Annotated in this window: 17 protein-coding genes and 3 tRNA genes; 10 read left to right on the top strand and 10 right to left on the bottom strand. The window is 55.4% G+C overall.

What is annotated here, in order from left to right; translation table 11 throughout:
* The first annotated feature begins 66 nt into the window (after positions 1–66).
* Both CIK74_RS10375 and CIK74_RS10370 read left to right on the top strand, forming a co-directional pair.
* Positions 67–885, top strand: coding sequence for a TspO/MBR family protein (locus CIK74_RS10375; protein WP_205738273.1), 819 nt, complete (start codon positions 67–69; stop codon positions 883–885).
* Positions 882–2,345 (top strand): SDR family oxidoreductase, encoded by a 1,464-nt coding sequence (locus CIK74_RS10370; RefSeq protein ID WP_096256137.1) that lies wholly within the window; start codon positions 882–884, stop codon positions 2,343–2,345. Before CIK74_RS10375 ends, CIK74_RS10370 begins: the two co-directional genes overlap by 4 nt.
* Positions 2,346–2,349: 4 nt before the next feature.
* Here CIK74_RS10370 and CIK74_RS10365 read toward each other — a convergent pair whose 3' ends face one another.
* From CIK74_RS10365 to CIK74_RS10340, 6 genes are all read right to left on the bottom strand, one after another.
* Positions 2,350–2,919, bottom strand: coding sequence for a MarR family transcriptional regulator (locus CIK74_RS10365; protein ID WP_096256185.1), 570 nt, complete (start codon positions 2,917–2,919; stop codon positions 2,350–2,352).
* A gap of 162 nt (positions 2,920–3,081) precedes the next feature.
* Positions 3,082–3,166: transfer RNA gene (locus CIK74_RS10360), tRNA-Leu, on the bottom strand.
* An 88-nt stretch (positions 3,167–3,254) separates the two neighbouring features.
* Positions 3,255–3,749, bottom strand: a complete 495-nt coding sequence (gene bcp / locus CIK74_RS10355) for a thioredoxin-dependent thiol peroxidase (protein ID WP_096256136.1) — start codon at positions 3,747–3,749, stop codon at positions 3,255–3,257.
* 63 nt (positions 3,750–3,812) lie between these two features.
* Positions 3,813–3,888, bottom strand: a tRNA-Lys gene (locus CIK74_RS10350).
* Between the two features lie 227 nt (positions 3,889–4,115).
* Complete coding sequence (locus CIK74_RS10345; RefSeq protein ID WP_096256135.1) at positions 4,116–5,066, bottom strand: zeta toxin family protein; 951 nt, start codon at positions 5,064–5,066, stop codon at positions 4,116–4,118.
* A gap of 292 nt (positions 5,067–5,358) precedes the next feature.
* Positions 5,359–5,431 (bottom strand) — tRNA-Lys (locus CIK74_RS10340).
* Positions 5,432–5,603: 172 nt separating this feature from the next.
* On the opposite strand from CIK74_RS10340, the gene CIK74_RS10335 reads away from it, so the two are divergent.
* The 3 genes from CIK74_RS10335 (at position 5,604) to CIK74_RS10325 (ending at position 10,106) form a co-directional block, all read left to right on the top strand.
* A complete protein-coding gene (locus CIK74_RS10335; RefSeq protein WP_096256134.1) occupies positions 5,604–6,542 on the top strand; it encodes a 2-hydroxyacid dehydrogenase in 939 nt (312 codons plus the stop codon).
* A 196-nt stretch (positions 6,543–6,738) separates the two neighbouring features.
* On the top strand, positions 6,739–8,556 hold the full coding sequence (locus CIK74_RS10330) for an ABC transporter substrate-binding protein (protein ID WP_205738272.1): 1,818 nt from the start codon (positions 6,739–6,741) through the stop codon (positions 8,554–8,556).
* Positions 8,557–8,615: 59 nt separating this feature from the next.
* A complete protein-coding gene (locus tag CIK74_RS10325) occupies positions 8,616–10,106 on the top strand; it encodes a malate:quinone oxidoreductase (protein ID WP_170947836.1) in 1,491 nt (496 codons plus the stop codon).
* 83 nt (positions 10,107–10,189) lie between these two features.
* Here CIK74_RS10325 and CIK74_RS10320 read toward each other — a convergent pair whose 3' ends face one another.
* The gene (locus tag CIK74_RS10320; protein WP_240520521.1) at positions 10,190–11,098 is read right to left on the bottom strand and encodes an Ltp family lipoprotein; all 909 of its coding nucleotides are present in this window, start codon (positions 11,096–11,098) and stop codon (positions 10,190–10,192) included.
* A 288-nt stretch (positions 11,099–11,386) separates the two neighbouring features.
* Here CIK74_RS10320 and CIK74_RS10315 point away from each other — a divergent pair, with 288 nt between their 5' ends.
* The 4 genes from CIK74_RS10315 to CIK74_RS10300 all read left to right on the top strand — a co-directional run bounded on the left by CIK74_RS10315 (position 11,387) and on the right by CIK74_RS10300 (position 16,331).
* On the top strand, positions 11,387–14,773 hold the full coding sequence (locus tag CIK74_RS10315) for an efflux RND transporter permease subunit (protein ID WP_096256133.1): 3,387 nt from the start codon (positions 11,387–11,389) through the stop codon (positions 14,771–14,773).
* A gap of 199 nt (positions 14,774–14,972) precedes the next feature.
* Positions 14,973–15,413: a MarR family transcriptional regulator gene (locus tag CIK74_RS10310; protein ID WP_240520520.1), complete on the top strand. Its 441-nt coding sequence runs from the start codon at positions 14,973–14,975 to the stop codon at positions 15,411–15,413.
* Positions 15,414–15,460: 47 nt separating this feature from the next.
* On the top strand, positions 15,461–15,883 hold the full coding sequence (locus tag CIK74_RS10305) for an organic hydroperoxide resistance protein (protein ID WP_096256132.1): 423 nt from the start codon (positions 15,461–15,463) through the stop codon (positions 15,881–15,883).
* Positions 15,876–16,331, top strand: a complete 456-nt coding sequence (locus CIK74_RS10300; RefSeq protein WP_096256131.1) for a DoxX family membrane protein — start codon at positions 15,876–15,878, stop codon at positions 16,329–16,331. Before CIK74_RS10305 ends, CIK74_RS10300 begins: the two co-directional genes overlap by 8 nt.
* Before the next feature lie 133 nt (positions 16,332–16,464).
* Here CIK74_RS10300 and CIK74_RS10295 read toward each other — a convergent pair whose 3' ends face one another.
* The 3 genes from CIK74_RS10295 to CIK74_RS10285 form a co-directional block, all read right to left on the bottom strand.
* A complete protein-coding gene (locus CIK74_RS10295; RefSeq protein ID WP_240520519.1) occupies positions 16,465–17,187 on the bottom strand; it encodes a TVP38/TMEM64 family protein in 723 nt (240 codons plus the stop codon).
* 165 nt (positions 17,188–17,352) lie between these two features.
* Positions 17,353–17,991, bottom strand: a complete 639-nt coding sequence (locus CIK74_RS10290; protein ID WP_170947835.1) for a CueP family metal-binding protein — start codon at positions 17,989–17,991, stop codon at positions 17,353–17,355.
* Positions 17,992–18,025: 34 nt separating this feature from the next.
* Positions 18,026–18,631 carry a DUF305 domain-containing protein gene (locus CIK74_RS10285; RefSeq protein ID WP_096256129.1) on the bottom strand — a complete coding sequence of 202 codons (606 nt, stop codon included), beginning with the start codon at positions 18,629–18,631 and terminating at the stop codon, positions 18,026–18,028.
* 727 nt (positions 18,632–19,358) lie between these two features.
* Here CIK74_RS10285 and CIK74_RS10275 point away from each other — a divergent pair.
* The gene (locus CIK74_RS10275) at positions 19,359–20,291 is read left to right on the top strand and encodes a hypothetical protein (protein WP_141392925.1); all 933 of its coding nucleotides are present in this window, start codon (positions 19,359–19,361) and stop codon (positions 20,289–20,291) included.
* Positions 20,292–20,303 lie beyond the last annotated feature (12 nt).

The raw sequence follows: 20,303 nt of genomic DNA, 5'->3' as shown, positions 1-20,303 counted from the left end.
TTAAGTATCTTGATTTGTCGACCCGACAATCGAGAAAACCGAACAAACAAACTTTCGGAGCAACTGATGAAGCAAGCTCGACAAGAAACTACCTCGGCGTCCTGGCCGGTGGTGATATTGGAAATCCTCGCCTTAGGAGCCGCAATTACTGCCGCTTTTATCGGCAGCGGAGCCATGGGCGGCACCCCGATTCAGGAGGCCGCCGGTGGATACCTCAGCGCAGATTCAACCTTGCTAGCCCCTTCAGGACCAGCCTTTTCCATCTGGAGTGTCATTTATCTAGGACTGGCAGTCTTTGCGATCTATCAGGCTTTACCCCAGGGCCGGCGTTCACAGACCTTGCGTGCTGTGCGGGTTCCCGTGGCAGCCTCGGCATTGCTCAATGCCGCGTGGATCGCCGTGGTCCAGCTAGACCAACTTCTGGTAAGCACCATTGTGATTTTCATCTTGCTTGGGGTTTTGATCTGGATTTTACTGCGACTGGTGAACTTCGGCACCGCTTCACGAGCCGAACACTGGATCATGTGGTTAACCTTTGGCCTGTATCTGGGGTGGGTGAGCGTGGCGAGTATTGCCAACACCTCAGCACTTCTGTCCTCTTGGAATGTAGGAATTGATACAGCTTGGGCACCCTACGCTGCGGTAGTGCTCTTGCTCGTGGCAGCGATCATTGGTTTGGGCGTTACTGGATACACCCACGGAAAGATTTACACCGCATTGGCCATGACCTGGGGTATCGCTTGGATTGGGCATAGCCGACTGACCGGCACCAATCAATCAACACTCGTCGGATACGCCGCGCTAGTCATCGCAGCAGCGTTACTCATTGGCGCCCTAGCCATCGCCTTTTCACAACGCCACCGCACAGAATCGAGCCGACCATGAGCGTCATTGCCGTCACCGGGGCCACCGGCTACATTGGCGGGCGACTAGTCCCGTTACTGCTGGAACGTGGGCACCAAGTGAGGGTTTTCTCGCGCAATGAAGAACGCCTTCGCGATGTGCCGTGGCGCGCGCAGGTCGAGGTGGTCATTGGAACATTGGAGGACCCCGAAGCAGTGGCTGAGCTCTGCGCCGGAGCCGACGTGGTCTACTACCTGGTGCATTCCATGTCCAACACCAAGAACTTTAAGCAAGCCGAGGAAGACGGCGCACGCAACATGCTGCGTGCTGTGACCAAGGCCCAGGTAGGACAGCTGGTGTATCTGTCCGGGCTCCATCCAGAGGGAGAACTCAGCGATCACTTATCTTCGCGGGTGAGCGTGGGTCAGATCCTAGGTTCCGGCTCGGTTCCGTTGCTTACTTTGCAAGCCGGACTAGTCATTGGTTCGGGTTCTGCAAGCTTTGAAATGATCCGTCACCTCAGCGATGTGTTGCCAGTAATGCCGGCCCCGCGCTGGGTGCTCAATAAGGTCCAGCCCATAGCCGTGCGCGATGCTCTGCATTACTTAGCTCGCTGCGCCGAACTTCCGCACGGGGTGCAAGGGACCTACGATATCGGCGGCCCCAGCGCCTATAGCTACGCGCAGCTGATGCGCAGTTACGCCTCCGAGGCCGGATTGCGTCAACCTTGGGTTATTGCCTTGCCGTTGCTCACCCCACGTTTGGCTTCGCATTGGGTCAATCTGGTCACTCCCCTGCCCCACACGCTCGCCGGAGCCTTAGTTGATTCATTGCAGCATGACTGCGTGATGCGCAACTGGGATATTGATGAGCTGATTGAACGCCCTGCTGGAGGCCTAACAGACTACCCGCGTGCGGTGGCGCTAGCCCTTGAGAAGATCCGTTCCGACTCGGTGGAGACTAACTGGGCCACCTCCCATCCGGTCACTGCTCCGGCTGACCCGTTGCCTTCAGACCCAGACTGGGCAGGACACCGGGTTTACCTAGATCAGCGGACCGCGCGTACCACCGCCAGCGCCGAAAGATTGTTTGCTGTGGTGGGGCGCATTGGTGGAGAAGCGGGCTACTTCACGTTCCCACTGCTCTGGAAAGCGCGGGGACTCATGGACAAACTCGCTGGCGGTGTGGGAATACGCCGTGGCCGTAGGCAACGCGAAAGCCTAGCCTTGGGAGATGTGGTGGATTGGTGGCGGGTTGAAGCTCTAGAACCTGGCCAGTTATTGCGTTTACGTGCAGAAATGCGAGTGCCCGGAAACGCGTGGCTTGAATTCCAACTAAGCCCGGAAGAAAACGGGCAGACGCGGCTCACCCAGCGAGCCATCTTCTTCCCCCGGGGACTATCCGGGCGCCTGTATTGGTGGTCGGTGTACCCATTTCATGGGCTCATCTTCTCCTCGATGCTGCGTAGCATCGTGTCGCAGGCCGAAGCCAGCAAGAACTAAACGATTATTTACCCGGCTCGGTAGCCTGCGGTTCATTCCCGTCAAGGCTATCTTGCAGGGCGTCGGAGGTGCCGGCGAGGAAACGAATCACTACATCACGTTCGGCGGAGCTCAAATTGCGCGCTACGTCGAAGCGCTTGGCGTGGTGACGTCCAACTTGTTCGCGGGCGGCGAGGTGGGTTTCTGCACTGACTTCCACCTGTTGGGAGCGCCGGTCGGTGGGATGTGGTTTGCGTATCACGTGTCCACCGGCTTCGAGCCGGTCAATCATCTTAGTCACCGAGGCGGTGGTGACGCCCAAGTGGCGTGCAAGCAGACTCGGGGTGACGGCTTCACCTGCGTGCTTAGCGGAAATCAATTGGCGGATGGCGCGCATATCGGTTTCGTTGAGCTTCATGTAGCTTTGGCTGCGAAGCATGATGCGCCGTTCCACCGCGCGCAACCGTCCAAATTCAGCCATGATGCGGTCGATTTGCTCTAGATCCTGCGCGGGAATATCGGCGCGGGGTATGAGGGCTTGCTCTGGATCCGATTGCGCCAGACTAAACATCGTGGGCAGCTTTTCGCGCTCCACATTCCACCCCTTGAATTTCACTTACATCGTTTCCCGCGTGGGAACACTCTTCCAAAGCTTACTCCCGCGTTGCGTGGGAGCTATGACACATAGGCTGCCCAAGTTTTTCGCCGGATACACAAAACCTCCCGAACTTTAGAAGTCCGGGAGGTTTTATATCTTTGGTGCGAGTAGAGAGACTTGAACTCTCACGTCCGAAGACACTGGAACCTAAATCCAGCGCGTCTACCAATTCCGCCATACTCGCTCGCGCTACACCGACTTGAAGCCCGGTAACTCGACCTCAATAAGCATAGCGGACTTTTTCACAGATATAAAATCGGCGAATCTTGGAGCTACTTTGGGTCAATCCCCAAGTCACGGCGAAGCTTTGCAACGTGACCTGTAGCACGCACATTGTACTGAGCTAGCGTGACCTTACCCTGCTCGTCGAGCACTACGGTGGAACGAATCAGGCCCTCGTAAGTGCGGCCATAGTTCTTCTTTTCGCCCCATGCGCCATAGGCTTCGGCGACCTTATGGTCTTCATCTGCCAGCAGTGGGAAGTTCAATTCTTCCTTGGCAACAAATTTGGCCAGCTTGGTCACGCCGTCCGGAGAAATTCCGAGAACTTCGTAGCCCAGGCCCTGCAGCGAGGATAGAGAATCACGGAAGTCGCAGGCCTGCTTGGTGCAGCCCGGTGTCGAGGCAGCTGGGTAGAAGTACACGATAGTCTTCTTGCCCTGGTAACTGGACAGCGAGACTTCGTTACCTTCGGCATCGCTCAAAGTGAAGTCTGGGGCCTGATCCCCTACTGCTAAGCGAGTAGGCGTGGTTGCTTCGTTGCTCATCGGTAGAACTCCTTTTGCTGGGTATACAAAAAATCCGATCTGAAGAATTCAGACCGGATCTAATGGTGCGCCCCTCGGGACTTGAACCCGAAACCTACTGATTAAGAGTCAGTTGCTCTGCCAATTGAGCTAGAGGCGCTTACTTCGCTCTGACTAGTCCGTTTCCGGAACATGTCTTTGCGACGTAGATAATCATAGGCAGAACTACCCCTAAAAGGAAAATCGCCCCCCCTCCCCCACCGATGGCATATAAATACTAGTCAACGGTGAAATGAGGACATTTTTGATGCGATTTCACGAAAAATCAATCAAAAATACCTGCGTGGCTTGAGCCACATTTAGCGCCGAAGGCAATCCCGAAAGGGGTTAGACCCTGCTTTCAACCTCAAATTCAACCAGAGGTGCACCGCGTTCAGCACGGCGGAAGTCGCTTCGCAGTTGCCCATAGCCTGCCGCACCATTCAGCGCCTCACCGGTGGTGCGATACACGCGATATCGACGCACAGCAGAACATTCATTGGCCAAATGTTCAGCTACCGCTTCCGGCTTAGATTTATCGCCAGGTCCATTGAATACCTCTCGAGCAAATTCGTACGGTACCCACCGGGCACCTAAATCATCTTCACCGGCCAATGAGGCCTCGTGCATTTCTTCCCAGCGCTCGGTGATGCGCTGTTCAGAGACTTCATAAGGAACATGCGCCTCAATAATCTGCACGCTATAGCGTGCAGCGTCTAGGTCGCTGATCAACTCTAGAGCCGGCTTGAGCGAAGCGAGTACCTTGTCGACAACCAGGTTGTATCCCAAGTCAATGCAGTCGCTGCGTAGCTGCTCGGCAAGTATCGAAGATTCCTCATGAACCAGGGTGGCTAGGTCCAGGGGGAAGAATTCTTCACCTTGAGCTTCCAGATCTTTCACAATCTGGGGTTTGATCCATGATTCGTAGCTGCCGTCGGATTGCGCCTCGCGAAGCAGCGCCTCTTTGAATTCATCAGAATCAATGACCACATAGTGCTCTAGGTTCCCTTCAAGCACCTGGCCAAGGAGCGTGCTTTTGCCAGCTCCAGGAGGGCCCGCTAGAACCAAGGCACGCCGGTCTGCGCGAACTTCTGGCACGGCAGCTAAGAATTCGTTTTTTAATTGTTCGTGCAGTTGCTTTCGCACATCGGTGGCCACCCACACACCCGGCTCCACCTCGGTGAACCAGTCGGGGTTTCGCACGGTCACGTGCGCAGAATCTCTGGCCAAGGCTTCACCCGGCGCCGATAGGTCACTGACCGACTGGCGGTGTTGTTCAATTACTTCGTTATCTGCCAAGGCAGAAGCCCCCTCGAATCCTTAAAAATTCTGGCTCATGTCCGATCATACGGTCTTGGATCAGCAAGAAATGTTCCACAAACTAATCTATGGGGTTCGGCTGGAAATTTAGGGTAAGCCTGTACCGAGCAACCCACGTTTCGAGCTAAGTCCCAAAAAGTGTGTACAGAAACTTGCCAAAACAGATAACCATTAGGACTTACATCACCAGCAAATACTTTGAAAGCGGGTACCGTGGCAAAAGCTCTCGGAAATGCAAAAAGGCCGAACCGAAGTCCGACCTTTTCTACTGTGCGCCCCTCGGGACTTGAACCCGAAACCTACTGATTAAGAGTCAGTTGCTCTGCCAATTGAGCTAGAGGCGCCCGCTGCGATGTTCTAGAAGCTTTTTGTGCTTCGCGCTTTCGCAACGAGATAAAACTTTACCAGCTTTCAGCCGGAGTGCAAATCGAGAGGCATCTGCCTTCCGGTGACCTTCGTTACAGGAGATGACTTGGGGTTATTCCGTAGAGCTTCACAACTTTGTACAGTGAACCCATGAGCAACCAACGCACGGTTTCCTTCCCAACCCAAGAACTCCTCGACGCTGTCGGCCCGCTACCGGAGAACCTCACGCCGGTCATTTGGGACTTGGTTAATGAACCAGTTACAGACTTAGCACAGATTGATATTACGATCTTTCCGTACATGGCCTCCCCGCACAGCCTGCGCAACATCGGTCAGGCACCGAACGTCACCCATGTACAAACCCAGACCACGGGCTTTGACGGACTAGTTGATCTGGTCGGCGACCGTGCCAACATCACCACCGCTGCAGGAGTCCATGCGGCAGCTACCGCCGAGATGGCCGTGGGGTTGGCCATCGCCTCGTTGCGCGGGTTCCCACAAGCAGTACGCGATCAGGCCGAGGGCAAATGGAATCCCATGCAGTGGCGCGGACTGGCGGACCGCACCGTAGGTCTAGTGGGCGTGGGCGGCATAGGCGAGGAAATCCACAAACGTCTAGCACCCTTTGAGATCAACCTAATGCGCTTTGGCTCCCGTGCCCGTACCGATGAACACGGCGAAGTGTTGGACATTGATCAGCTAGCCCAGCGTGCCTCGGAGATTGAGGTACTAATACTGATCGTGCCGCTCAACGATTCCACCCACCATCTGGTGGATGCATCACTGCTCGCCAAACTTCCTGATGGTGCGCTAATCGTCAATGTGGCTCGCGGGCCGGTAGTTGATACCGACGCATTAGTAGCCGAGGTAGCCTCTGGCCGGCTCTCGGTTGCCTCAGATGTTTTTGATCCTGAGCCATTGCCGGCTGATCACCCGTTGTGGAAGTGCCCCAACGCATTGATCTTGCCGCACAACGGCGGAAATACCGCGGCATTCTTCCCTCGTATGGTCAAGCTGCTCAAAGGACAGCTCAAAGCATGGTCCGCGGGCGAACTCGGCGAAAACGCTGTGCACCAGATCACCCGCTAAGGCTTTTTAGCTAACGATTTGATGCTACTTTGCGGCATCCCGTCAGATACTCGGGGTGCCGCAAGTCGTGTGCGCTATCTTTGATAAATACCCAACCGTTCACCACCGAGAAATCTGCTGATTTCTTTTGGTTCGGTACCGCGACCATTTACCAGGAAGTCGAGTCTTCACTGTGCCTTCGAAGCAACACCATCTCGTGACGCGACGCATGATGCTCACCGGATCACTCGCTGCGACAACGTTGGCACTAGCTTCCTGCACCTCCAAGGACGGCCAAGCGCAGGCTTCGGTGAGCGCCTCACCCAGTAAGCCGGCTACCCCACGCACGCTACGTCTAGCCTCTTCCGCTCCCCCGGTATACCTGGATCCAGCCTTAGCCAATGACAGCGAGTCTTTCCGGATCACCCGTCAGGTGTATGAAACCCTGATTTCCATTGATCCAAATACTGGTAGCCCCATTGCTGGGCTCGCCGAAGCCTGGACCGAGAGCGAAGACGGACTGCGTTACACCTTCACCCTGCGCCGCGGTGTCACCTTCCATGACGGCAGCGCCTTCAACGCCAAAGCGGTCGTGGCCAACTTCAACCGCTGGGTCAAGCTGCCCAAACCCTTGGCGGAACATGCATCCGAAGGTTTCGGCCACGTATTCCATCACGAAGAAAATCTCCCGAAGCTGCCCACCGAGGCCGAGCTGAAACTGAAGTTGGAAAAGGGCGAAGAGCTGAGCGAGGAACAGCGCACCGCGGAGACTCTGCGCTTGGCAGAACTTGAAAAACTTAAGACTGTTTTTGCCGGTGACTTATTCATTGGCAAATCTTCCGGAGGCAGCGCCAGCTACTTTGCTGGCGTCGAAGCCACCGACAATTACACCGTTACGCTGAAGCTGCGCCGACGCCGCGTAGGGCTCATCGAAGCGTTTACCCTCCCTGGCATGGCCATCGCCGCTCCGAACTCCCTGACCGGTGGACCAAAGACCAATCCAGGCGAATCCCTGCTCACCGCGCCGATCGGTACCGGCCCGTACAAGTTTGTCTCCAATGCTGATGGCATTGTGAAGTTGGAACTCTTCGCCGGCTACTGGGACAAGGCAAAGCTGGGAAATAATCCCAACCACCCGCAGCTGGTGGAGGTCTCCTCCATCTCCTCACCGTACAACCGTGAAAGCGCGCTGATGGCCGAGGAAATTGACGGCTTTGACACGGTCTCGGTAGACATCATGCGCACCTTGGTACGTAATGCCAAGGTGGTAGTGCAACGTGACCCGTTCTCCGTGCTGTATCTCGGAATGGACCGACGAAACACCTGGTTGGCCAAGGCAGACTTCCGTAAGGCTATCGCACATGCAATTGACCGCGGCTCGCTGGCAGACAAGCTTTTTCTGCAAGGCTCCAAGGCCGCGCAGAGCATCTTGCCACCAACCTTTGGCGTTCCAGATCCTGAAGACACCATTACGCACAGCGTCGACAAGGCCAAGGCACTCTTGGCCGGCCTTGGCTACAAGGGTGAGCTCATTGAGTTTGCCTACCCGCTGCGGGTCTCACGCAGCTATCTACCGCTGCCCGAGCGCACCTTCGCCCAACTTGCCGAAGACTTAGCCACCGTGGGTATTCGAATCAAGCCGCGCCCGATTCCGTGGACCGATGGTTATGTGCAAAAGATTCGTTCAAAGGACTTCACCGGGCTGCATCTCTTAGGTTTCTCCGGCGGTTACCGGCTAGAAGATGACTTTATTTCCGGAATTCTGGACACTAAAGAACATGAGTTCGGATACACCTCTAAGTTGCTTGACTCACAGGCTTTGGTGGCTCGTTCCTTGCCCGCTGGGGACGAACGTACCGCGGCTTTGACCGGAATTTTGAGGACACTGAACACGGATCTACCGCTGGTCCCACTGGTATTTCCCATCTCTGCGTTGGCCTTCAATTCCAACGTCACTTACTACCCGTCCTCACCTATGCTCAATGAGAGCTACCTGGATGTGCAGATGACTAATTCACCCGCACTATCCAGTTAACGATTTTTAACCGGTGCGCTACTGGGTCTAGGCTGTAGTAGAGCAAAGTACCACTGTCGATGGAGATCCTCGTGCCTTCTGAAACGTCAACCGAATCATTTGACGTAGTACTAATCGGTGCCGGCATCATGAGTGCCACCCTTGGCACCATGATCAACCAGCTGGAACCGACCTGGTCCATTGGTCTTTTCGAGAACTTGGACAAGGCCGGCGAGGAATCCTCCTCACCATGGAACAACGCAGGTACCGGTCACTCGGCACTGTGCGAACTAAACTACGCCCCGGCCAAGGCCGACGGCACCGTTGACCCCGCTAAGGCGGTTGGAATCAACGAGCAGTTCCAGGTATCACGCCAGTTCTACTCGTGGGCAGTTGAGAACAAGCGCGTCTCCGACGCGAAGTTCATCAACGCATTGCCACATATGTCATTCGTTATTGGTGAAGACCACTCCAAGTACCTTCAGGCACGTTACGATGCGCTGAAGCCTAACGCCCTCTTTGGCGATATGGAGATCACCACCGATCTAGACACCATCAACGATTGGGCACCGCTGGTTGCCAAGGGACGCGACGGCGCGCAGAAGGTCGCTGCCTCCCGCGTTACCTCCGGTACCGACGTTGACTTCGGTCGCCTCACCAAGGATCTGACCAACTCGTTGGCTTCCAATGGTGCTTCGGTGAACTACGGCCACAAGGTCAAGGGTTTGAAGCGCGACGGTGCTGGCTGGGCTATCACGGTGAAGAACAACGCCACCGGCGCGGTCAAGACCGTCAAGGCTAAGTTCGTCTTTGTCGGTGCAGGCGGCGGCGCACTGTCACTGTTGCAGCACTCTGGCATCGATGAGATCAAGGGCTTCGGCGGCTTCCCAGTCTCCGGACAGTTCCTGCGCTGCACCGATGAGACCATCATCAACCAGCACCACGCCAAGGTGTACGGACAGGCTTCGGTCGGTGCCCCACCAATGTCGGTGCCACACTTGGACACCCGCTTCGTCAACGGCGAGCGTTCGCTGATGTTCGGCCCATACGCTGGCTTCTCGATGAACTTCCTGAAGTCCACCACCCAGCTTGACCTGCCACTGTCGTTGCGTCCGCACAACATCATCCCGATGCTTGCAGTTGGCAAGGACAACATGTCACTGACCACCTACCTGATCAAGGAGGTGCTCAAGTCACGTGCTAAGAAGGATGAGGCTCTGGCCGAGTACTTCCCAGAGGCAGATGGCTCGAAGTGGGAACTGATCACCGCCGGTCAGCGCGTACAGGTCATCAAGAAGGATGCCAAGAAGGGCGGTGTCCTTCAGTTCGGTACCGAGGTCATCACCTCTTCGGATGGTTCGATCTCCGGTCTGCTCGGCGCCTCCCCTGGCGCCTCGACCGCGACCCCAATCATGGTTGGTCTGCTCTCGCGCTGCTTCCCGAAGCAGTTCGCCGGCTGGGAGTCGAAGCTTGCGGAAATGATTCCTTCTTACGGTCAGAAGCTGAACGAAAACCCTGCACTGTACGCAGAGGTCAAGGCAGCAACCGATAAGACTCTGGAACTGATCTAGTCTCTTAGCTACGGACAAGACCCGTTCACCGTTTTTGGTGAACGGGTCTTGTCCGTTAATAGCTGTGTGGATCAGACACCCTTTTATAGGCCCGTAGTACTCACCCCATAGGCAGCTTGCTTCTTGGTGTAGCCCTCGTAGATGAGCTGGTCTACGAGACCAGATTTGGAAAATGAGGTGTAATCCAAATAGTCGGCTGCCTTCAACGCTGCCTGCTCATTCCAGTCGACGCTCACTCGCGCAACAGCCCATGTGGCATCGCTGTTTGAGTATCCTTCATATTCCAACTGTTTGATGAGCCCAGTCTTAGAAAATGCGGTGTAGTCCAAATAGTCACTGGCCTTGCTTAGGGCATTTTGTTGGCTCAGTGTTCCAGCCTCTTTTTCAGCCTTCGCTTCGGCTTCTGCTTGAGCGCTAGCCTCGGCCTTATCCTTTTCCTCTGCTTCCGCCTTGGCACTAGCTTCGGCGGCATCCTTCTGTTCTTGCTCTGCGGCAGCCTTTTTTGCGCTGGCTTCCGCTTCGGCGCTTGCCGATGAAATAGTAGTCGGTTCTACTGTCGATTCCAGGGTGGCGTTGGCCTCCACCGCACTTGGACTTGGACTTGCAGCAACCGGCGCGGGTTGCTCATCACCTGCTCCGCCCAGTGCCCCGATGACACCAATAACGAGGACACCAGCAACCACGCCAAGACCAATTTTCTTTCCACGACTCAGTGGTCGCTTCTTTGGCTTGTGCCTGGACGCCATATCCGGTGCAATTCGCTGAGAGGTTTCTGGTGCATCCCAGGCGGGCATCACCGACATATACAGGTAGGGATTAGCTTGATATTCAATTGGAGGTTCGGATGCCGCACCAGTCGTGGATTCGACCCACATAGGCCAACCAACTGGTGGCGCGCCCCACGCACGTTCCGGAATCCAATCAGCGGCCGGTACAAAATCCTCCGGCAGGTAAGCACGCCATGCAGGCGGTGGGTTGAAAAGAATTGACATGATGCCCCCTAGAACATTCAACGAGTGTCCTTGGCCGGTGGAATATTATTCGTGACCAAGTAGCCCTGAGCATAGGATCAAGCACCGACAAAATGACCCCAGTCCTCTCTTTGGTGTCACTTCATGTGCTCAGGAACAACCGCGACTACGAGAACTTTTTGAACAGTCATCGTCAACCCTTTGGATGATATTGGGTGGTTTACATCTCTTAGAGACCGTTGCGCGCTTACAACCAACTAAAGTTGTTTTAAACCCCTCACTTCACGACACCGCTAGGACTACACCCGCATGCAGCGCTTGGCCACCTTGTCATTAAAGAACCGGGCGCTTATTGCGCTCATCACGGTTTTTGCCGCCATTTTTGGCGTGATCTCTATGGGATCTTTGAAGCAAGAACTGATCCCTTCCATGGAGTTCCCGCAGATCTCGGTGATGGCCACCCAGATGGGTGCGAGCCCCGACGTGGTGGACGAGCAGGTCGCAGCTCCGCTGGAGACCGCGCTGCAGGCGGTCGAGGGACTTGAATCCTCTACCGCTACCTCGCAGGCGGGTTTCACCCGTATCGCATTAACCTTCGAGTACGGTACCGACATGGACCGCGCACGCTCCCAGGTTGAGCGCGCTATCTCCAACGTCAAGTCCCAGCTTCCCGAGGATGTTGAACCTACCGCGTTGGCCGGCTCCATTGCCGACCTGCCAGTATTGATGCTTGCGGTCTCCTCGGATCAGTCGCTGGAAGCGCTGAACGATGATGTTGAACGCATTGCGCTGCCTAAGCTGCAGAAAATTGAAGGGGTACGCGAGGCTTCGGTTTCCGGCGGCGCTTCCCAGCACATTGCGGTGATTCCCAATGATGGAAAGATGAATCAGTCCGGACTCACCGTGGCTGATTTGAAAGACGGCATCGAAAATGCCGGTTCGCCCATGCCTATCGGCAATATGAACGTTGATGGTCTGGAACTGCCGGTCATTGCCGGTTCTACCCCTGATAGCTTAGACACCATCAAGAACATCCCACTGGTCACCGACAACGGTCCGGTACTACTCAAGGATGTTGCCAAGGTTTCTGTCGAAGCCGATAAAGCCACCAGCGTCACCCGCACCAATGGTGAAGAGACCCTGTCTATCCAGGTCACAAAAACCCCAGCCGGTGACACCGTAGGGATCTCCCATGCGGTCAACGCGATGATTGCTGATCTGGAATCTGAGCTTGGAAACAAGGCAAAGATGACCACCATCTTTGATCAGGCACCATTTATCGAAGACTCCATCAGCCACCTTGCGCTGGAAGGCGCACTAGGTCTTGGCTTCGCAGTGATCATCATCCTAGTTTTCCTCTTCTCGGTTCGCTCCACCCTGGTCACTGCGATCTCCATCCCGCTGTCCCTGCTGGCCACCTTCATTGGGATGAACGTATTCGGCTACACCTTGAACATGCTCACCCTAGGTGCACTGACCATCTCCATTGGCCGCGTGGTGGATGACTCGATTGTGGTAATCGAGAACATCAAACGACACCTTTCCCACGGAGAATCTAAGGCCCAATCCATCTTGCTTGCGGTGAAGGAAGTGGCAGGCGCAATTACCGCCGCGACACTGACCACCGTGGCGGTGTTCTTACCCATCGCGATGGTCGGCGGCATGGCCGGTGAGCTATTCAGTCCCTTCGCCATGACCATGACTATTGCGCTGCTTGCCTCGCTGTTGGTCTCGTTGACCATTGTTCCGGTGCTCGCTTACTGGTTCTTACCGCACCGCCCGGGCACAGGGGTAACCCGCACCGTACATGTGGCCGAGGATAAGTCTTGGCTGCAGCGACTTTATGTGCCGGTACTCAACGGCACCCAGAAGCACCCGGTGATCACCTTGCTGGCATCGGTAGTGATCCTTGCCGGCACCGTGGCGATGACTCCACTGCTGAACACCAACTTGCTGGGCTCCACTGGCGAGAACTCGATCTCGGTCACCGCAAAAATGCCTTCGGGTACCGCGCTGGGCACCACATTGAAGGAAGCGGACAAGGTTGAAGCGAAGCTTCAGGACATCGATGGAATCGAAGACGTTCAGATGACCGTTGGCAGCGCCAGCGGCATGGCTGCCATGTTTGCCTCCGGCGCCGATACCGCAAGCTTCACCGTGATCACAAACCCTGATGTTGATCAGGAAGAATTGACCAACACGGTACGCACTCAGGTTGAGTCGCTGGATCTTTCCAAGGACTTGACGCTCAGCTTCGGTTCCAACTCCTCGGCCATGATGTCCAGCGATGTCACCGTCGAGGTGAAGGCACCGGATGAAGAGATCCTGCGCGAGGCCACCGACAAGATGCGTGAGGCGCTAACCGGCACCGAGCACGTCACCGGGATTAGCGACAATCTCTCGGCTAAACGTGAACAAGTCTCCATTGATATCAATGCAGAAAAGGCCGCAGAAGCAGGGTTGACTGAAACTCAGCTCGCCGGAATGGTCGCTTCCCAGGTCTCGACCGTCCCGGCCGGCACCCTGCGCCTGGATTACACGGATATGACCGTGCAGATTGGTGAAGGCATGGATCTGAACGGTCTGACCAAGCTGCGCGAGCTACAGATCCCTACCGCTACCGGAATTCTTCAGCTGCAAGATCTTGCCAAGGTGGATCGCACCGAAGTCGTCCAGCAGGTCACCACCTCCAATGGTGAACGCATTGCTACCGTCACGTTGACCCCAGCAGAGAATATGCTCGGTGCGGTTTCCAAGGATGTCACAGAACGTCTGGATTCGGTGCAGCTTCCTGAGGGCGCCAGTGTCGAGCTTGGTGGCGCGGCCACCGAGCAGGCTGACTCCTTCAACCAGCTCTACCTCGCACTGCTAGCTGCCATCGCGATTGTTTACGTGATCATGGTGGCAACCTTTAAGTCATTGATTCAGCCACTAGTTCTGCTGGTATCCATTCCATTCGCCGCCACTGGCGCCATTGGCCTGCTGCTGATTTCGGGCATCCCTCTGGGTCTGCCATCACTGATTGGTATGTTGATGTTGGTGGGCATTGTGGTGACTAACGCAATTGTGCTCATTGACCTGATCAACCAATACCGCAGAGATACGCCCGAGCGCGCTGCAATGGCCCTGGACCAGGCGATTATGCAAGGTGCCCGGCAACGTCTGCGCCCAATCTTGATGACCGCCTTGGCGACCATCTTCGCGCTGGTTCCTATGGGACTGGGCCTCACCGGCCAATCCGGGTTCATCTCCCAGCCATTGGCTGTGGTGGTCATTGGTGGCCTGGTGTCCTCGACCCTGCTGACCCTGATTCTGGTTCCAGTGCTCTACCGGTTGGTGGAGTCGCGCAAGGAAAAGCGCATGTTGAACCGTGCGGCACGTAAGCACTCAACCGAGCAGCACACCGCCGCTCAGGACCTTTCGCTTGCCATGGATGGAGCTAGTGCCAAGATCTCCTCCGCTCCGGAGGTAAAACCCGCTCCGGCGCCGGTAAAGAAGTCTTCCAAGCGCACTGCTGAAAAAGTCACTGAAAAACCTGCTAAGGATGCAAAGTCGGCTTCAAAGCAACCGGCCAAACCTGTGAATCCTTCCGAGCAGGTAGTTAATCCCCTCACCGGGCAGATTCCGGTCACCCGTAAGGAACGCCGCGAGTTCGAGGAAATGATGAACAAGGCTAACGAAAAGCCCAAGGAGTAGTCACTTCGGCTGGTGAACCGAACGGGTCTGCAACCACTTTTTAGTGGTTGCAGACCCGTTTGCTTTTGGCGCACGCGTCAACCCAGAGCGCTCCTCGATCCGTTGTTTTTAATCCTGCACCTCGACTTGCGATATTGGGGAAATTCTTTAATTCTCAATTTAGGTTGCGCACAATTAAATTGCGTGCAATGATTATTCCATGGCAATAGTCGATGAGATGGTCTGTTTCGCTCTCTACTCCGCGAGCCGGGCAACCACCCGGGCGTACACGGAGCTGCTGGCACCGTGGAAACTGACATATACCCAGTACCTCGTACTGGTCATTTTGTGGACGGAAGGCGAAAAGCCGGTCCGCGAACTAGGCGAAGTACTACAACTTGATTCGGGAACTTTGTCACCGCTGCTGCGACGCTTGGAAGACAAAGAATTTATTGTCCGGCAACGCGACGGTCAAGATAGTCGCGTCGTCAACGTGAGCTTGACTTCAGGCGGTCGCGCACTACAAAACGACCTGGCACATATTCCCGCACAGATTGCTTGCGGTACCGGACTCCCGGATCTCAAGGCCGCGCAGGCCCTGCTCGATTCGCTGCACCGGGTCACAGAATCAATGCAAAAGATTTCTTCCCCCGACACATAGGCCGAGGAAAGACCGCACAACCCTCAACCACACCGAAAGGCAACATCATGGAATCTTTGTACACTGCAGAGTCGCTCTCCACCGGCCACGGACGTGAAGGACGCGTGAAGACCGCTGATGGCAAGCTCGATTTGAACCTCACTCCCCCAACTGAATTGGGTGGCTCGGGAACCGGGACAAACCCGGAACAGCTCTTCGCCGCTGGCTATGCCGCATGTTTCCACTCGGCGCTACATTCGGTGGCCCGCAGTCGCAAGATCAAGATCGAGAACTCCAGTGTCGGCGGACGCGTTCACTTGCACCGTGACGGGGACAGCGGATTTAAACTCTCCGTCGAGCTTGAAGTTGTCATTCCCGAAATGGATCATGCACAGGCTCAAGATCTGGCAGATGCGGCCCATCAGGTTTGCCCGTATTCCAATGCAACTCGCGGAAATATCGATGTCACCGTCAGCGTCAGCGATGACTAAGAGACCCGCGCTAGATTCCACTTCTGAGGCCAAGCCCCTTGGATTCGCTCGTCATAGCGCGCGCGTTGTCCTGGGCTCGTTCTTGACCTTTGCAGGAATCAGCCATCTCACCATTGCGCGTGAAGAGTTCCAAGCTCAAGTTCCCCACTTCGTCCCGCTGGACCCGGATCTGACCGTCATACTCTCCGGAGTTGCGGAAATCGGGTTAGGACTCTCGCTACTGACACTGCTCAAAAAGCGGGTCCATGTCGGCTGGGTTGTTGCACTCTTTTTCCTCGCAGTCTTCCCTGGAAACCTTGTCCAATGGCAAGAAGGCCGCGATGGGTTTGGGCTAGACACCGATGGCAAACGCTTTGCCAGGCTCTTCTTCCAACCAGTATTAATTGCGTTGGCGCTTTGGTCAACGGCTGCGTGGCGGGATCGCGCACAACTGCGACGCCAAAAGTAATCACCAATCAGAGTCTAGGCAGCACAAGCAGAGAGACAAGTTCGCACCGCAACCAGGGTGGCATCATGCCACCAGGTTGCGGTGCGAACCTAGTTAAGTGCGTTTCAGCGTGCAATATTCGGTAGCTCCGAGACTAGGCGTTCGGCGCCCCGAGGATCACAGCTTTACCTTGACGGCGCCAACGCAGATAAGCCCAGACCGTCAGTACCGCCACAATGATCCAAGCAACCACAATCACCGCGCCGTGGAAGAACGAAGGCACGGCAATGAAGGATCCGATAGCCACCAAGGACAGCTGACCCGGAATCACCGAGAGCGCGCTGGCAACGAGATATTCGCGTTGTGTTATTCCGAAGGCTCCACTGCCGTAGTTCACCGGCCAATAGGGAATTCCTGGCATCAGACGCAACATAAACACAGCCAGCAGCCCCCGGGACTCCAATTTCTGCTCCACCGTGGCAGCATGCCTGCCTAGAAACCGGCGTACCGTCTGCCGGCCCAGTGCCCGAGCAATCCAGTAGGCTCCCCAGCTACCGAGCATTACCCCGATGAGGGAGTAGATGGTGCCTTCGAAGATTCCAAAGAGCAACCCGCCAGCGGTGGCCATAATGGTCACCGGAATCGGGGTCAAGGCCACCAATGCATAGGCTCCGATGAACAACAGCCGAGTAGTCCAGGTGGTGGCATCCGCCATATTTCTAATCTCTTCAATGGATGGCAGGTGGACGTTGAACGCCAACCAGATCATCAACAGAAAAACTGCAATCAGCGCGCCGTTGCGTGCATAATTGACCCACAAAGAGGTAGCAACCTGTGGCTCGTCTTCATTGGGCAGCTGTGCCTGCTGGTTATCCATCTTCGTAGCCTATCGGCAACCTCTGGCCGTAGTGCATTCCTGTGATCAAGCACCATTTGGCCCGCGCGACGTAAAATGCTCGCCGCACAGAGCGGTCCGGTATTTGGGGCTGTCTCCATTGCCGGAGACAGCCCCAAATACTTAATCAACTACGAAACGCTATGGCTACACCAGACGAAGCTGCGTCAAGCAGGTGGCATTTGTGTCCCCTGCGGTAGACACGGTGCTCTTCGCGGTTTTACCTTCATAGGTAAATTCCAGATCCACGGTGATTCCGCGTGGAACCCAGAGCCCAATGAAGCCGTTGCCGAAGGTTTCCACAGACTTGTTCACCAGCACCTCACCGGTTTCCGCGTTGCTGGCCTTCACTTTCACTTCCTCGCCGTACAGCTCCCCCAGACAGGTAGTAAGGCTGTGGAAATGGCAGCTATGTGTCTGATTCACATAAGGTGCTGCCGAGAGGTAGTACTGATCCTTGGGCATCGGCAGCCATGCGGTTCGGCCCGACTGATGGGTCAGCACCAGCTGGGAGGGCTGCACCTGGGCGGTGAACTCGCTAGGTCGCTGCTCCGTGGGTAAGCGATCAAGTTTGTCTATCGCCTGCTTTGCATCGAGTCCTTCAAGACCCAGCTCGGCGAGGAAATCACCGGTTTGCGCGGCATCAACCACCGTCTGCCCACCGTTGACAGCCGGATCGGGTGCGCTGCTGCAGGCTGTTAGTGCGGCAAGCGCCACGACCGCTACAGCCGCTGGTCCAACCATTCGTCGGCCAATGCAGCGATTCATTACAAGAGTTCTGAACATGTTTTGCCTCAATCCTTCCTGATTCATGGTTCGATTACAGCGCTGCCAGCAGCTGTTTCATCTCTTGGATTTCTTCATTCTGGGATTTGACGATGTCCTTCGATAAATCGATGGCCGCTGGATAGCTTCCTTCGTTGATCTCGGTCTCGGCCATATCCACGGCACCTTCGTGGTGGGTGATCATCTGTTCAAGGAATAATTTTGCGGCTTCCTTTCCGGAAGCTTCCTTTAGCGCTTTGATTTCATCTTTCGGGACCATGCCGTCACCATGCTCCATGCTTGGGTGGTCCATTAAATCGGACATACCCCAATCGGCAAGCCAGCGGTCCATGCGTTCAATCTCCGGCGATTGCGCAACCTTGATCCGTGTGGCCAATGCCGCGATATCTTCGGGGATGCTCTCCTTTTCCAGGAGAATATCGGACATTTCGATCGCCTGTTCGTGGTGCATTTTCATGCCCGAGGCGAAGGCCATGTCTGCGTCGTTTGCGGAGACTGACTGCGACATAGAGTGGCCCGAGTGCGATGCGGAGGCCGCGGGACTCTGTGCCGGCGCCTCTTGCGGATCGCCGGCACAGCCGGACAGTATGAGCATGGCACTCAGTGTGAGGGCGCTGAAAAATAAGGTCTGTGTCTTCATTACTGGATCTCCTGATTGGATCGGAACGTGCGTGGCAAATCAGCGGCGGGCTTCCAAAGTCCGCCGGCCGCTCACGTTCTGCAGATCCCCAAAGCAATCAGGTCAGGTTTATTCGGCGAAGTACCCCGAATCAGCGCCAACGTTGGTATGAGAAGGAATTGCCTTAGCGTCCGCGTTTGCACAGTACGTGGAGGTCGCAAGAAAAGCAGCATGGCCAGTAACGCTAGAATGCATCCCGCGGCTGACATTTCGTGGCCCATCGGGCAGGAAGCGCACCCATGCTCGGAGCTATGTTCTGGGTCTGCGACCGGAGCATGATGCATTGGATCATGCTCAAGCATTTGCATCTGGGCAGTTGGCATCGAGGAGGAAACCGAAACTGGGTTGTTCAGGACATGCATTGCGAACAGACCAAGAAGCATTGCGCCAATAAGGAACACCGTACGAACTATCGCCATGTGTGGTCGAGTTGGGCCACTGGGTTCAGTTAGGAAATTACCGGTGCTCACGACTTCTACCCTACCCACTGATCACCAAAGGGTTTAACCCATGAATGCAACTAAGACGAAGGACTCCACTCACCACTAGAGCTGGCCCGCAAAACGGGAATCGAAAATGTCCGTATCTGACATGGGCAGTAAATGCGGAGGACAGAACCGTTCCAAAGCAGAAAACTACCCTTTCCTCGTTAACCAGATCGAGACCAAGTTGCGACGTCCAGGTTGAAGTGGCGCTGCGAGCAATTTTGCTTGACTTTAATTCAGTAAAAGACAACCATTACAGAACGTACCTTGGGGGTGCTATTAGCAGTTTTTCTTGGGGGAAAAAAATGAAAGACAACGATCTTGGGGAAAACACAAACGCACAATCTACTAAGAAGACGAATTGGGCACGACTTTGGACATTCGTCATAGGTGCTGGGGCTGTCGCATCGCTGCTTGCAACGCTTCTCGCTTTGGGCGGCACATCTAACGCCTTTCGGGCATCGCAATGCAATTCCAACGCCAACTGGGTGCGGGAAGCACTCCTCAGATGCAGCTATGCAACGATTGAGGACGCGACAGATATCATCCGTAACTATTATGATGCGGCGTCCAGCGCCGATCCTGAAAATGGGAAAGTCCATCTCTCGCGTGAGTTACGAGATACATGGAACGCGGATGACTATGCAAAGCACTGGGCACATATCGGCTGGGCCGAGATTGTAGGCACTCCAGAATCACTTGCAAGCCCATCCGCGAATACGTTCAAAGTGCAAAGAAAGATGTACGGTAGCCCTCACGATTCCAGCACCGACCGCGAGGGATACGTTTGGGACATTTACGAAGAGATCACGCTGGTCATTGAAGGCGAAACATGGAAAATTGCGCACACCACTCGCGTTGGTCGCCAAGACATCCAACCATGGACGCAATACGGAGTTGCTGTTCTCACTGAGGACCAACCCTCGTTCACCAAGGCAGATACCACGAGCCAAATAACAAACGACAACTGGAAAAGCGGTGGCAGTCTTCCCGTCTATTGCGATTTGGAGATTGTCAGTGGCGATGGCTCAATGGTAAGTAAATGGGTTCGAACACCTGTCGGATGGTTACCTTCGTCAAAGGTTTTCCTCACAGCTAATGATGTACGGGCTTGTCAGCCACTAAAACGCTCATAGCATCTCCCACTC

It is taken from the genome of Glutamicibacter sp. BW77 (assembly GCF_002332285.1).
Lineage (GTDB): Bacteria > Actinomycetota > Actinomycetes > Actinomycetales > Micrococcaceae > Glutamicibacter > Glutamicibacter bergerei.
The sequence above is the reverse complement of the archived record's forward strand: the minus strand, read 5'-3'. Positions and strand labels throughout refer to the sequence as shown.